We start from the raw sequence: 13340 nt of genomic DNA, 5'->3' as shown, positions 1-13340 counted from the left end.
TATGGACACGGGTGAACACGATCTGACAGCCCTGTTTTCACAGCTGGGGCTGGACAATGACGAAGCGGCGATCGAGCGTTTTATTGAGGAACACAGCCCTCTGCCCAGCGGCTGCCTGTTGCAGGATGCCGACTTCTGGTCCACCGGGCAAAAGCAGTTTCTGACCGAAGCCGTGGACGACGACGCCCAATGGGTGGACGCGGTCAATCATCTGGATACTTTGCTGCGCAAAGCCTGATTTTTACCAGGCCTGGTGATAACCCAAGTATAAACCAGAACAAAAAAGAAAGGTTGGTTGGCAGGAAACTCAGCCAGCTTGAGTGGCTGTTATGGATGAATGCTTGCCTGCCACTCTCTGTTCGCCGTCAAGGAGTTTGCCATCCGATGACTCTGCCTAACCCGGCTTAGAATGACGGTTCTGGTTCAGACAGACAGCGTTTCATTCTGGACGGTTCAAGGACGAACCGGGTACCAAGGGGACTGGCGGGCTTTTTCAATCAGCGTACGAAAATTCTCTTTGAAGCGTTGTTCCATGCCATCCGCCCGTGCTTTCTGGCAACCGCCCAATCCCATCACCGTCTGATTCACCGAGCGTTCAATCTTCTGCTCCAACTCACGCCCATCGACCTGCATCAATTCCCGCAGAAAATTATTCACCGTCATCCGGTATTTTTCCACAAACAGGCGATTGACCTGCGATGCCTGCGTGGAGGCGGAGACACCACGACAACGCTGATTGAACACATCAAACGCCATCGCCGTACGCACCAGTTCTTCATGCAAGGCCTGGCCTTTCAGCTCATCCAATGCAACGGTTGTGGTGCCCGGTATCTCATGACCTTCCTCGCCTTCGCGCCCAACCGCCAAAGTCGGCAATACCATCATCAATCCGAGCGCAATCCACTTGCGAACCTGAATGCTGACTGCGATGACATGCTCACTGTTATTCATTCCGTAGGCTCTCCCGAAGCGGCAATTTCATCCGCGGTGTTTTTTCAACCAAGAAAGTTTCATCATTGGACATTCTAGCACGCGCCCGCTCAGAGCTGATCTTTTTCAGATCGGCACAGGACGAAATCAAACAGCTTGAAACCATGCGAATGAAAATGGGTGGTACTGTATCAAGGTTATTACTATGGCAAACCACAAGCCATTGGCGATTTTGAAATGTGTGTGAGTCGTAAACGGGGCTGAACTGCCGCCTAAAGCCGGAGTTGAATCCAGCTGAAAGGTCTGTTTTGACCAGGCCTAGTCCTTTTCGATCCCTTCCTGAGAACAGACCGTTTGTGGCGGCGACTCTGTCGGCTTCAGACCTGAGTGAAAATTTCCGATTCCGGCAGACGGGACTTGGGCAATTTGGCATTGAAATCGTCCGGGTGACGATAACCGAACGCAATCAACGCCACGGCGGTATACCCCTTTTCGTTCAAGCCAAATTCCTGGTTGAGCACAGTCGGATCTATGCCTTCAATCGGCACCGCATCGATGCCCAGTGCGCCGGCTCCGAGCAACACATTGCCCATGTTCAGATACAGCTGCTTTTCCATCCAGTGGGGCGTGTCCTTGAGCTCGGTCCGATGAATGTTCAGATAAAACGCACGGACCTGATTGGCCACGTCTTTGCCCGCCGGGTCGGGAAAACGACCATCTTCGGCCTCCACATCTGTAATGCGCTGAAGATAAGCCTCATCCATGTCCAGCTTGGCACAGAACAGAACCACATGAGAAGCCTCCAGCACTTTGGGTTCATTGGCACTGAACGGCCCCTGAGTGCCCACGCTCATGCGCTGACGTCCTTCCGGGGTGTTTGCCATCACAAAATGCCAGGGTTGCGAGTTGACGCTGGACGGGCTCCAGCGCAACAAATCCTTAATCGGTTTGAAATCGGCCTCGGAGATGGAACGGTTTGGGTCAAATTTCTTGGTGGCGTAACGCCATTGAGCGGCTTGAACAATATCCATGCTTGGTCTCCTGTCGAACCATTTCAATCAGACACAGAGCATACACGTTTTGCACCAGACGCTCAATCACGTAAGAGCCAGACAGCCTAATCCGGCCACACTCGCTGACCGGTCGAGGTTGAAAGCGTGCTTTCTACTCCTTCCTCCCGGGACGGAGTCTCTCGGGTGCTAGGAAGCTTTTCCGCATTGGCTTTGACCGGGTTTTCAGACGAACCGATCGCAGTGGTTTTGGCACGACGCACACTGCTGGCCAGTTTGTTGCGAGTATTGTTGGTTTTGCGGGTCGTGGTCATAGGACCTCCTCAATGATGGCTTGAATTTCTTCCATGGCTGGTTGGCCGCGCTTGCCCATTTCAAACACACTGTGTCCTTCCATGGCCGCGTTCCGATAAATCGCCCGGCGTCTAAGACCCGTCTGCAACGCCGGGATATCAAATTCTTCCAGAGCCTCCTGCATGGCCGTCGACAGAGCGCTTCGTGGCTCCAGTTGGTTGACCACAATGCGGGCGTTCAGTTTCCGGTTACGCAGTCTGGCATGATCGATGGCTTCGGCAATGCGAATGCTCGCCCACAAATCCACCGGCGACGGCAAAACCGGAATCAGGACGCTGTCGGTGACCTGCATGGCCGCTTGCATCACACCGGTTTCCAGCGTGGGCGGGCAATCGATCACCACATAATCGAAATCACGGCCAAAAGTTTCAACCTCGCGGGCAAGATGACCACCCACACTGATGACCGAGACGGGAAAGGGCTTATCTACAGGTGCCTGACGACTCCATTGCGTGGCTGAGCCTTGCGGGTCGGCATCGATCAGCAGTGTTCGCCCTTTTTGTGCCAGACCCGCCGCCAAATTCATACTCAGGGTGGTTTTTCCGGTTCCCCCTTTTTGATTACTGATAGCAAAAACCTGTGCCGACATAATGCTCCCAATGTCTCAAACTCAGCTTTACATAAGCCAAAACGGCGTTTTGACCAGGCTTGGTCAAAACGCCCCATTCTCATGAGACAGTATTGCAGATTCTTAAATGCGTTCGAGAGAAAAATCCCGGCAATAACCGATAGATAAAGGGTAAAACATTTTATATTCCCTATCGTTTAGAAATGAGAGAAAGCGTCAAAACCTTTCTTATTGACATGATTCAACATCCTTACATCAAAGTGGTACACTTTGTAGTACACATCAATTTCAAAGGTTGAAGCCATGCTCACACTTAATGCAACCGAAGCAAGAAAAACGTTTTTTGAACTGATCAAGCAAAGTAATCAAACGCACGAAATCTACGAGATCCAACATAAATCCGGCAATGCGGTCATGATGTCAGCTCAAGAATATGAGAGCCTTCAGGAAACATTGTTATTGCTCTCAGACCCGGATTTCAATCGCGCTTTCAGCGAGTCTGTCAAAGAAGCGGATTCTGGCCAGACAAACCGTTTCGAAGAGGTCTTTGGAGAGGCTTTGTGAGCTGCCAGCACTATCAAATAGAACTGACCAAACAGGCACAAAAAGACATTGCCAAGCTGACGCCCAAACTCAGAAACAAGTTAAAGGACATTTTACGTCACAAAATCGCTCTGTCACCACAAAGCGGAAAAGCACTGATCAGTGCGCTCAAGGGGTATTACTCCGTTCGTTTGAGCTTTCAGGATCGCATCGTTTACCGGGTAGAAAATCATCGGTGCGTGATCATCGTGGTGAGAGCGAAAACCCACTATGGGCAATAAACCGTCCTTTGACACATTCAAAGTCAGGCAGTCGCCTCTTCAACCAGGCTCATCCAGCAAGAAATCCCTGATCAAACGAATCACGAACGCCGCATCGAACTCATCGTGATTGACATCGGCCAGATGCACGGGCTGAAGTTTACTGAGTTCATCCGGCTCATAAAGCGCATAACCCACTTTGTACTCATCCCCGAATCGGGCCAGAATGAACACTGCCTTTTTTCGGTTGACCGCATTGGCCAGAGCGCAAGCGCCTTCCGGCATGTCTTTGGGGATCTCAAACGCAATGGCCGCCTCGGAATGGTCATCGGCGAAATCCGAAAGCGCCTGTTGCACGATGACATGCAACGCTTCGTAACTGTTTACCATGTCGATATTCCTTTTGATTGCACAGGTCGATCTCAATGTCTTGTCGCCAGCCTATGCTTGGCGCAACCAAAAAACCCGCAATCAATCGCGGGTTTTACAGAAGAACGAAATCAACCAGGCCTGGTCATTTCTTCTTTTTCGGCGGCATCAGATCGGTAATGGTGCCTTCGGCCATTTCCGCAGCAAAGCCCAGCGTCTCACTCAGGGTTGGATGCGGGTGAATGGTCAGACCGATGTCCTGCATGTCGGCCCCCATTTCTATCGCCAGCATGGCTTCGGCAATCAACTCGCCCGCATTGGGGCCAACGATGCCGCAACCGAGCAGACGGTGCGTTTTGGCACAGAACAAGGCTTTGGTCAGACCATCATCCCGGCCCAGACTCAAGCTGCGACCGGACGCGGCCCAGGGGAAAGCGCCTTTTTCATAGTCAATGCCTTCGGCCTTGAGTTCGTCTTCGGTTTTGCCCGCCCAGGCGACTTCGGGATCGGTATAGGCCACAGATGGGATGCCCATGGGCGTGAAGGCAGACGGCATCCCGGCAATGACTTCGGCGGCCACCTTGCCTTCGTGCACCGCTTTGTGTGCCAGCATTGGCTGACCCACTATGTCACCGATGGCATAAATGTGGTCGACATTGGTTTTCTGACGCTCATCGACTTCAATAAAGCCGTGATCGTTCACGGACACACCGGCCTTTTCCGCCCCGACCAGAAGGCCATTGGGCTGACGCCCAACCGCGACCAGAATGCGATCAAAGGTGTCTTTTTCCGGACAGTTTTTGCCTTCAAAGCTCACTTCCAAGCCATCGTCTCTGGCTTCGACGTTCGTGACTTTGCTCGACAGGTAAATGTTTTCATAGCGCTTTTTGATGCGCTTGAGCAGTGGCTTGCTGATGTCTTTGTCGGCACCGGGAATGATGGTATCGCCCAGTTCCACCACGGTGATGTTCGCTCCCAGTGAATCATAGACCTGTGCCATTTCCAGCCCGATGATGCCCCCGCCGATGATCAGCATGCGTCCGGGGATCTCTTCCAGTTCCAGCGCATCGGTCGAATCCATCACCCGCGGGTCATCATGCGGAATAAACGGCAATCGGACCACTCGCGAACCGGCGGCGATGATCGCCTGATCAAACGACACGGTTTTCGTGCCGCCCTCGGCCAGGTCCACCGTCACCGAATGCGCGCCGCTGAACTTGCCATAACCCTGAACGACTTCGACCCCACGGGCCTTGGCCAAGCCCGACAGACCGCCGGTCAACTTGTTGATGACACCGTCCTTGAATCCGCGGATTTTGTCGATGTCGATCTCCGGTTTGCCAAAGGCGATGCCGTGATCGGCCATCTCTTTGGTTTCATTCAGGATTTCCGACATATGCAGCAAGGCTTTGGAGGGAATGCAGCCCACATTGAGGCAGACCCCGCCAATGCGGTCATAGCGCTCGACCATGACCACTTTCTTGCCCAGATCGGCCGCGCGAAAGGCCGCGGTGTAACCGCCAGGGCCTGAGCCCAACACCAGCACATCGCAGTGCTGATCGGCATCCGGATCGGCCGAAGCCGTCGGCGCAGGGCTGGCCGCTTGACCCGACCTGGCAGAGTCGTCAGCGGCAACCGAGGTTTCCACATTGGAGGACACACTCTGTTCATCGGCGATCTCGATTTTGCCGACATAAGAGCCTTCCTGTACCTTGTCGCCCACCGACACATTGATCTCGGTAATGCGACCGGCGTAAGGCGCCGGAATTTCCATGGTGGCCTTGTCGGACTCCAGTGTCAGCAACGAATCGTCCTGAATCACCTCATCGCCCGGACCGACCAATACTTCGATCACATCGACTTCTGCGAAGTCGCCAATGTCCGGGATGCGGATCTCTACTTCTTTGCTCATGGCGCCTCCTTACAGAATCAGTTGTCTCAGATCGGACAGATACTGGCCAACGGTGGTGGTAAAACGCACCCCTTCGGCCCCGTCAATCGCCCGATGGTCGTAGGACACACTAAACGGCATGATCAGACGCGGTTCAAACTCCGAACCATTCCAGACCGGCTGCATCTTGGCTTTGGACAAGCCCATGATCGCCACTTCCGGGGCGTTCACAATCGGGGTGAACTGGGTGCCGCCAATGCCGCCCAGGCTGGAAATGCTGAAACAACCGCCCGACATGTCTTTAGGCGAAAGCTTGCCATCCCGTGCTTTGGTCGACAAGGTCATCAATTCTTCCGAAAGCTCAAAAATGCCTTTTTGATCGACGTCGCGCACCACCGGGACCACCAGGCCGTTCGGAGTATCCACCGCGACACCGATGTTGTAATAGTGCTTTTTGATCACCGACTGCCCATCCGCAGACAGGGAGGCATTAAAGCTGGGGAAATCCTGCAGGGCTTTGACCACGGCCTTCATCACAAACACCAATGGTGTGAGCTTGACCCCGGCTTTTTCCGCCTGAGGTTTCATGTCCTTGCGGAAGGCATCCATGTCGGTGATGTCGGTTTCATCAAACTGGGTCACATGGGGCACGTTCAACCAGCTGGTCTGCAGGAATTTGCCCGACAGCTTCTTGATCCGGCCCAGTTCCTCGGTGGTGGTCTCGCCGAACTGGGAGAAATCCACCTCCGGTACGGGCGGAATCCCCGCGCCGGTCATCCCGGCGCCCTGCCCCTGCATGGCCGACTTGATAAAGCCTTCCACATCCGGCTGCACAACTCGGCCTTTGGGGCCGGTGCCAGTCACCTGACCCAGATCCACACCCAGCTTGCGGGCAAAAGCCCGCACCGAAGGCGAGGCATGCGATTTCGCGCCCATGGACTGGGCGTTGACCGGTTTGCGCGCCACCTGCGCGGCCTGATCCACAGAGGTCGTTGCCGGCGTGCTGGCAGCAGGCGCGGGGGCTTCTGCGGGTGTCTCGGCCTTGCTTGGCGCGGCTTCTTTCTGAGGGGGTTCGGCGGCAGAATCCGACGCATCAGAGGTGTCCGCGGCGCCTTTGCCTGAGGCCTCGTCCGCTTCTGCCGACATCTGTCCGATCACGTCGCCTTCCGCCACCTTGTCGCCGACTTTGACCGTCAGTGACTCGATTTTGCCCGAGGCCGGGGCGGGGATTTCCATGGTGGCCTTGTCCGACTCCAGTGTGATCAACGAGTCGTCAACCGCCACCTCATCGCCCTCGGCGATCAGTACTTCAATGACTTCGACCGAGTCAAAGTCGCCGATATCGGGAATGGTAATGTCTTGCGTTGCCATAATCCTTATCCTTTTGTCAGTCAATGAACGTGGTCATTGAAAGATGCATTCTGTGGCCGTCGCGGGCTTTTTCCAACCCGCGCCGACAGCGTAGGTTTTTATGCGTGAGTCGGATAGACTTTGTCCGCATCAATCTTGTAGGTGTCAATCGCCTTCTGGACCACATCGGCTTTGATCTCGCCCTGATCGGCCAACGCTTTGAGCGCAGCGACCACAACATGGTAGCGATCCACTTCAAAGAACTTACGCAATTGTTCACGCGTGTCGGAACGCCCGAAACCATCGGTGCCCAACGCATAGAATTCACCCGGCACAAAGGCACGGATTTTGTTCGGGTATTCCCGAATGTAATCCGTGGCCGCGATAAACGGCCCTTTGGCACCGGACAAGGTGGCTTCACAATAGGATGTTTTCGGCTTGTCGGTCGGATGCAAGCGGTTGTGACGCTCGGTTTCATCGCCGTCACGTGCCAGCAGGTTAAAGCTTGGGGCCGACCACAGGTCTGCGGCCACGTCCCAGTCGCTTTCCAACATCTCAGCCGCCGCGATCACCTCACGGAAGATGGTGCCGGAGCCCATCAGCTGTACCCGTTTTTTGTGCTTGCTTTCAGATTGACGGAAGTTGTACAGCCCTTTCAGAATGCCCTCTTCGCACCCATCAGGCATCGCCGGATGGCTGTAGTTTTCATTCATGCAGGTGATGTAGTAATACACGTCTTCCTTTTCGTGCATCATGCGCTTGATGCCGTCACGAATGATCACCGCCATTTCATAGGCAAAGGTCGGATCATAGCTCAAACAGTTGGGCACATGGCTGAACTGAATCAGGTTGTGGCCGTCACTGTGCTGCAGGCCTTCGCCTTCCAGCGTGGTGCGACCGGCGGTACCGCCCATCAGGAAACCGCGCGCACGCGAATCCCCGGCGGCCCAGGCCAGATCGCCAATGCGCTGATAACCGAACATGGAATAGTAAATGTAGAACGGAATCATGCTGGTGCCGTAGTTGGCATACGCAGTGGCTGCGGCAATCCAGTTGGCCATGGCGCCGGCTTCGTTGATGCCTTCCTGGAACACCTGACCGTTGGCGGACTCTTTGTACCACATCAACTGGTCGCTATCCATTGGCTCATACAACTGACCGGCCGGATCGTAAATGCCGACCTGGCGGAACAGGCCTTCCATACCGAAGGTACGCGCCTCATCCGGGATGATCGGCACACAACGTGGCCCCAGTTTTTTGTCGCGCAACAGAATGGAGATGATGCGGACAAACGCCATGGTGGTCGACATTTCGCGATCGCCGGTGCCGTCGGTCAGCATCTTGAATGCGGACAGATCGGGCACAGGCAAAGGATCGGCCTTGTCCTGACGGACCGGCAGAGAACCGCCCATGGCTTCACGACGCTCGGTCATATACTTGATGATGTCGGAGTCTTTGTCGGGGCGATAAAACGGAATGTCTTTTTTCAGTTCTTCGTCCGAAATCGGCACCGAGAAGCGGTCGCGGAAATATTTGAGACCGTCCATGTCCAGTTTCTTCTGCTGGTGGGCGGTGTTGGCGGCTTCGCCGTATTGCCCCATGCCGTAGCCTTTGACCGTTTTCGCCAGAATCACGGTGGGCTGGCCTTTGGTCTCGGTGGCACGCTTGTAAGCATTGTAGAGTTTGCGTGGGGAATGACCGCCACGGGTCAGACGGAAAATTTCGTCATCGGTCATGTCCTTGACCAGTTCGGCGGTTTCCGGGTATTTGCCAAAGAAATGCTTGCGCACAAACGCGCCGTCCTTGGCTTTGTAGCCCTGGTATTCGCCGTCCACGACTTCGCCCATGCGCTCAATCAGCTTGCCGGAAGTGTCCTTGGCCAGCAGCTCATCCCAGCCGGAGCCCCAAAGCACCTTGATCACATTCCAGCCAGCCCCGCGGAAAACGCCTTCGAGTTCCTGAATGATCTTGTCGTTGCCGCGTACCGGCCCGTCCAGACGCTGCAGGTTGCAGTTGATCACGTAAATCAGATTGTCCAGCTTTTCGCGGCGCGCCAATTGAATCGCCCCACGCGATTCCGGCTCGTCCATTTCGCCATCGCCCAAAAAGGCCCAGACCTTGCGCCCTTCGGTTTCGGCCAGACCGCGCGACTGCATGTATTTCATAAAGCGCGCCTGATACAGAGCCATCAGAGGTCCCAGCCCCATGGAAACGGTTGGGAACTGCCAGAAATCGGGCATCAACCAGGGGTGCGGATAGGAGGCCAGGCCGTTGCCATCGACTTCCTGACGGTAGTTTTTGAGTTGGTCGGCTTCCAGACGGCCTTCCAGGAAAGCGCGCGAATACATGCCCGGCGCAGTGTGTCCCTGAAAGAACACCATGTCCGCGCCCTGTTCGTGATCAGGCCCTTTAAAGAAATGGTTCATACCGACTTCATAAAGGGTACAGCTGGAGGCATAGGAAGCAATGTGCCCGCCAACACCGGAGTGTTTGTTGGCGCGCGCCACCATTGCCATCGCGTTCCAGCGCAGCAGAGCGCGCAATTTACGCTCGATGCTCATGTCGCCGGGATAACGTTCCTGCTCTTCCGGGGCAATGGTGTTGATGTAAGGGGTGTTTGCAGAATAAGGAATGTCGATTCCGTGCAAACGGGCTTTTTCAATCAAGCTTGAAATGATATGTTGGGCTTTATCGGAGCCTTCAAACGAGACAACGGCTTCCAATGCATCGATCCATTCCTGTGTTTCCTGTGGATCCTGATCAACGAACTTATCGTTCATAGGGGTTAACCTCTTTGGTTGGTGTTTCAGGGGAGACCCTGTGTTTCGGAGGCTGGGTTTTCCGAAAACCATTCAGCGACGGATAGGTCTTATCGTCACCGCCAACTTGAACCGTGCCGGAGTCCAGCTACTTTGTATGCCGGCACGTACCCCTTTCGAAAGAAGGAGTCAAATCAGAGCCCTGCCGACACAACCCGGTTTGTTTTTGACCAAGCCTGCCCCAGGGAAATAATTAAACGGGGATGATAACACTTTTTAATTGGCATTGCCCAACCGCGCTTGGAGAAACGGCCCGGCAAGGCTGGCCTCTGTCAGCGACAAAAGCAGTATATAAGGCATGCATCCTTATTTGGATGACAGGTTTTTGAACCAGAATTGATGCAGAGAACTTTCGAGCTCGGTCAACGCCTGATGGTAAACGGCCTGCTTGAAGGAAACCACTTTTTGTACCGGCACCCAGTAATCCACCCACTCCCAGCCTTCAAATTCGGGCTCTTCGTGGGCGGCCACGTCAATACTGTCTTCATCGCCGACCATGCCCAGCAGAAACCAGATCTGTTTCTGCCCGATGCAAATCGGCTGGCTGTGCTGACGGATCAAATGCCGGGGCAGGTCGTAATGCAGCCAGTCCTGAGTGCGACCGAGCACGCGCACATCGCTGGGCTCCAGGCCGACTTCTTCCTTGAGCTCACGAAACACGGCCTGCTGGGGAGTTTCATGCTCTCGCATGCCTCCCTGCGGGAACTGCCAGGCCTCCTGGTTGACACGCTTTCCCCAGAAAAGCCGGCCTTCCTTGTTCACAATAATGATCCCGACATTGGGCCGGTATCCCGATTCATCAATCACAGAATGTCCTTTGGTCTGCACAGGCGCGCGGTATACTTTCATGAAAACGTCACTTGCCTGCTCACGATTTTGCGTTTAATTATGACAACAAAACCGGTTTTATTTCAATTTTTTATTCTCTAAAATAGCTGATTCCAAGGCTTCAAGCTGTCATGACCGGCCGCTTTAACCAACCCACCTTGACCAACCGACAAAGGGGACCTATGGCACTGGCCATTTTTGATCTGGACAACACCCTCATCCACGGAGACAGCGATTTTCTCTGGGGCCAGTTTCTGATTCACAAAAACGCGGTGGACCCGGCGTTTTACGAACAGGCCAACCATCGGTTCCACCAGGACTATCTCAACGGCACGCTGGACATTCTTCAGTACCAGCGATTTTCCCTGTCCCCGCTGATCCATTATGACATGACAACCTTGAACGACTGGCGGGCGGAGTTTGTCCGCGACTGGATTGAGCCCATTTATCAGACCAGGGCCCAAGAAGTGGTCGATGCGCATCGCCAAAAAGGCGATACCCTGTTGATCATTACCGCCACCAACAGCTTCATTACCCGCCCCATCGGGGCCTTGTACGGCATCGACAACCTGATCGGCACCGATCCCGAAATCGTCGACGACCGCTTTACCGGCGAAATCACCGGCACGCCGTCGTTTCAGGCCGGCAAAATCACCCGCCTGCATGAATGGCTGCAAGACCGGGCGGAAACACTCGCTGGAAGCCATTTTTATTCCGACTCACACAATGACCTGCCGTTACTGGAACAGGTCAGCCACCCTTTTGTGGTCGATGGCGATGAGACATTGCGCACCGAAGCCAAAAAACGCGATTGGCCCTGCCTGAGTTTTCATCAGGACCAAACGTCGGACTGACGCGCAAACAGCCAAATTGACCAGGCCTGGTCAGCGCATGCCCGGCGGCATCATGCCTCCGCCGCCACCGCCCATGCCGGGTGGCAGTTTGCCGCCTCCCATGCCGCCCATGGCGCGCATCATGTTTTTCATGCCGCCGCCTTTCATTTTCTTCATCATTTTCTGCATCTGGGCAAACTGCTTCATCAGTTTGTTGACCTCCTGCACCGAGGTACCGGACCCATTGGCAATGCGTTTTTTGCGCGATCCCTTAATGATCGCCGGGTGGGAACGTTCCTGCGGGGTCATGGAATAAATGATGGCTTCCAGACGCTTGAAGTCTTTTTCCACCACGTTTTCATCCACCTTGTCCTTGAGCTGACCCATGCCCGGCAGCTTGCCCATCAGGCCGCCAACGCCGCCCATCTGGTTGATCTGCTGCAGTTGTTCCAGAAAATCGACCAGATCAAACTGACCGGATTTTTTGATTTTCTTGGCAAATTTCTGGGCTTTTTTCTGATCGATTTTGCTTTCCGCTTCTTCGATCATGCTGAGCATGTCGCCCATGCCCAGTATCCGTCCGGCCATACGATCCGGGTGGAAGGTTTCCAGCGCATCGGTTTTTTCGCCCGAACCGATGAACTTGATCGGCTTGCCGGTAATCTGGCGGATCGACAGGGCCGCCCCACCACGGGCATCGCCGTCGGTCTTGGTCAGGATCACCCCGGTGAGCGGCAGAGCTTCGTCAAACGCCTTGGCCGTATTGGCGGCATCCTGACCGGTCATGGCATCGACCACAAACAAAGTTTCGGCCGGTTTGACCGCCGCGTTCAGACGTGTGACTTCGTCCATCATGGTCTCATCGACGTGCAGACGCCCGGCGGTATCGAGAATCAGCACATCAACAAATTCGCGGCGGGCCTGTGCGTGCGCGGCTTTGGCAATTTCCACCGGGTCCTGATCCGCATCGGACGGAAAAAACGAGACCTCAATCTGCTCGGCCAGGGTTTCCAGCTGTTTGATCGCCGCGGGCCGATACACATCGGCCGACACCACCATCACTTTTTTCTTTTCTTTTTCCTGCAGCCATTTGGCCAGCTTGCCCACCGAGGTGGTTTTACCGGCCCCCTGCAGACCCGCGACCATAAAAATCGCCGGCGGTTCGACATTGAAATTCAGCGGGGTCGCGGCCTCGCCCATTACCTCGGTCAACTGGTCGCGCACAATCTTGATGAATGCCTGCCCCGGATTCAGGCTGGCCGACACTTCCTGCCCGATCGCGCGTTCACGCACCTGATCGATGAAGGTTTTGACCACCGGCAGAGCCACATCGGCTTCAAGCAGGGCGCGGCGCACATCACGCAGCGCATCCTTGATATTGGATTCGGTCAACTTGCCCTGACCGGTCAGGGTTTTAAGCGTTTGATTGAGTCGGTCGGATAAATGGTCGAACATGGTTTGCCCCGTGCTTTTGTGCATTGAAAGCCCGCTTTTTGACCAGGCCTGGTCAAATTAAAAACCTACCTGCGCCCGCGGTCATTTCAATTGCGGAATTTTTTCGCTATTATACGGGTTTCACTGTCAA

General features: G+C 54.7%; 14 protein-coding genes. 4 read left to right on the top strand and 10 right to left on the bottom strand.

What is annotated here, in order from left to right:
- Position 1 precedes the first annotated feature (1 nt).
- Positions 2-238, top strand: coding sequence for a DUF2789 domain-containing protein (locus A377_RS0108665; RefSeq protein ID WP_019895916.1), 237 nt, complete (start codon positions 2-4; stop codon positions 236-238).
- A gap of 215 nt (positions 239-453) precedes the next feature.
- Here A377_RS0108665 and A377_RS0108660 read toward each other — a convergent pair whose 3' ends face one another.
- From A377_RS0108660 to parA, 4 genes are all read right to left on the bottom strand, one after another.
- Positions 454-951: a hypothetical protein gene (locus A377_RS0108660; RefSeq protein WP_019895915.1), complete on the bottom strand. Its 498-nt coding sequence runs from the start codon at positions 949-951 to the stop codon at positions 454-456.
- Between the two features lie 356 nt (positions 952-1307).
- Positions 1308-1961 carry an oxygen-insensitive NAD(P)H-dependent nitroreductase NfsB gene (locus tag A377_RS0108655; protein ID WP_019895914.1) on the bottom strand — a complete coding sequence of 218 codons (654 nt, stop codon included), beginning with the start codon at positions 1959-1961 and terminating at the stop codon, positions 1308-1310.
- An 86-nt stretch (positions 1962-2047) separates the two neighbouring features.
- Positions 2048-2254: a hypothetical protein gene (locus A377_RS0108650; RefSeq protein ID WP_019895913.1), complete on the bottom strand. Its 207-nt coding sequence runs from the start codon at positions 2252-2254 to the stop codon at positions 2048-2050.
- Positions 2251-2883, bottom strand: coding sequence for a ParA family partition ATPase (parA, locus tag A377_RS0108645; RefSeq protein WP_019895911.1), 633 nt, complete (start codon positions 2881-2883; stop codon positions 2251-2253). The genes A377_RS0108650 and parA overlap by 4 nt, the downstream gene beginning before the upstream one ends.
- Before the next feature lie 282 nt (positions 2884-3165).
- On the opposite strand from parA, the gene A377_RS0108635 reads away from it, so the two are divergent.
- Complete coding sequence (locus tag A377_RS0108635; RefSeq protein ID WP_019895908.1) at positions 3166-3426, top strand: type II toxin-antitoxin system Phd/YefM family antitoxin; 261 nt, start codon at positions 3166-3168, stop codon at positions 3424-3426.
- Positions 3423-3686, top strand: coding sequence for a type II toxin-antitoxin system RelE family toxin (locus tag A377_RS0108630; RefSeq protein ID WP_019895907.1), 264 nt, complete (start codon positions 3423-3425; stop codon positions 3684-3686). Before A377_RS0108635 ends, A377_RS0108630 begins: the two co-directional genes overlap by 4 nt.
- 39 nt (positions 3687-3725) lie before the next feature.
- Here A377_RS0108630 and A377_RS0108625 read toward each other — a convergent pair whose 3' ends face one another.
- The 5 genes from A377_RS0108625 to A377_RS0108605 form a co-directional block, all read right to left on the bottom strand.
- Positions 3726-4055: a hypothetical protein gene (locus A377_RS0108625; RefSeq protein WP_019895905.1), complete on the bottom strand. Its 330-nt coding sequence runs from the start codon at positions 4053-4055 to the stop codon at positions 3726-3728.
- A 124-nt stretch (positions 4056-4179) separates the two neighbouring features.
- The gene (lpdA, locus tag A377_RS0108620; protein ID WP_019895904.1) at positions 4180-5946 is read right to left on the bottom strand and encodes a dihydrolipoyl dehydrogenase; all 1767 of its coding nucleotides are present in this window, start codon (positions 5944-5946) and stop codon (positions 4180-4182) included.
- Positions 5947-5955: 9 nt separating this feature from the next.
- Positions 5956-7296, bottom strand: coding sequence for a dihydrolipoyllysine-residue acetyltransferase (aceF, locus tag A377_RS0108615; protein WP_019895903.1), 1341 nt, complete (start codon positions 7294-7296; stop codon positions 5956-5958).
- A gap of 98 nt (positions 7297-7394) precedes the next feature.
- A complete protein-coding gene (gene aceE, locus A377_RS0108610) occupies positions 7395-10055 on the bottom strand; it encodes a pyruvate dehydrogenase (acetyl-transferring), homodimeric type (protein ID WP_019895902.1) in 2661 nt (886 codons plus the stop codon).
- A gap of 345 nt (positions 10056-10400) precedes the next feature.
- Positions 10401-10943: an RNA pyrophosphohydrolase gene (locus A377_RS0108605; RefSeq protein ID WP_019895901.1), complete on the bottom strand. Its 543-nt coding sequence runs from the start codon at positions 10941-10943 to the stop codon at positions 10401-10403.
- A 161-nt stretch (positions 10944-11104) separates the two neighbouring features.
- On the opposite strand from A377_RS0108605, the gene A377_RS0108600 reads away from it, so the two are divergent.
- Positions 11105-11776, top strand: coding sequence for a histidinol-phosphatase (locus tag A377_RS0108600; protein WP_019895900.1), 672 nt, complete (start codon positions 11105-11107; stop codon positions 11774-11776).
- Between the two features lie 30 nt (positions 11777-11806).
- On the opposite strand, the gene ffh is transcribed toward A377_RS0108600, so the two are convergent.
- The gene (gene ffh, locus A377_RS0108595) at positions 11807-13210 is read right to left on the bottom strand and encodes a signal recognition particle protein (protein ID WP_028485405.1); all 1404 of its coding nucleotides are present in this window, start codon (positions 13208-13210) and stop codon (positions 11807-11809) included.
- Positions 13211-13340: the final 130 nt, after the last annotated feature.

It is taken from the genome of Hydrogenovibrio halophilus DSM 15072, from assembly GCF_000384235.1.
Lineage (GTDB): Bacteria > Pseudomonadota > Gammaproteobacteria > Thiomicrospirales > Thiomicrospiraceae > Hydrogenovibrio > Hydrogenovibrio halophilus.
This window is presented reverse-complemented; position numbering and strand designations above follow the sequence as displayed.

Bases quoted from the DNA above. Each gene is read 5' to 3' on its own strand.
- A377_RS0108655 (WP_019895914.1), bottom strand. From the start codon at position 1,961: ATGGATATTGTTCAAGCCGCTCAATGGCGTTACGCCACCAAGAAATTT.
- A377_RS0108635 (WP_019895908.1), top strand. From the start codon at position 3,166: ATGCTCACACTTAATGCAACCGAAGCAAGAAAAACGTTTTTTGAACTG.
- A377_RS0108600 (WP_019895900.1), top strand. From the start codon at position 11,105: ATGGCACTGGCCATTTTTGATCTGGACAACACCCTCATCCACGGAGAC.
- A377_RS0108660 (WP_019895915.1), bottom strand. From the start codon at position 951: ATGAATAACAGTGAGCATGTCATCGCAGTCAGCATTCAGGTTCGCAAG.
- aceE (WP_019895902.1), bottom strand. From the start codon at position 10,055: ATGAACGATAAGTTCGTTGATCAGGATCCACAGGAAACACAGGAATGG.
- parA (WP_019895911.1), bottom strand. From the start codon at position 2,883: ATGTCGGCACAGGTTTTTGCTATCAGTAATCAAAAAGGGGGAACCGGA.
- ffh (WP_028485405.1), bottom strand. From the start codon at position 13,210: ATGTTCGACCATTTATCCGACCGACTCAATCAAACGCTTAAAACCCTG.
- A377_RS0108665 (WP_019895916.1), top strand. From the start codon at position 2: ATGGACACGGGTGAACACGATCTGACAGCCCTGTTTTCACAGCTGGGG.
- aceF (WP_019895903.1), bottom strand. From the start codon at position 7,296: ATGGCAACGCAAGACATTACCATTCCCGATATCGGCGACTTTGACTCG.
- A377_RS0108650 (WP_019895913.1), bottom strand. From the start codon at position 2,254: ATGACCACGACCCGCAAAACCAACAATACTCGCAACAAACTGGCCAGC.
- lpdA (WP_019895904.1), bottom strand. From the start codon at position 5,946: ATGAGCAAAGAAGTAGAGATCCGCATCCCGGACATTGGCGACTTCGCA.
- A377_RS0108605 (WP_019895901.1), bottom strand. From the start codon at position 10,943: ATGAAAGTATACCGCGCGCCTGTGCAGACCAAAGGACATTCTGTGATT.
- A377_RS0108625 (WP_019895905.1), bottom strand. From the start codon at position 4,055: ATGGTAAACAGTTACGAAGCGTTGCATGTCATCGTGCAACAGGCGCTT.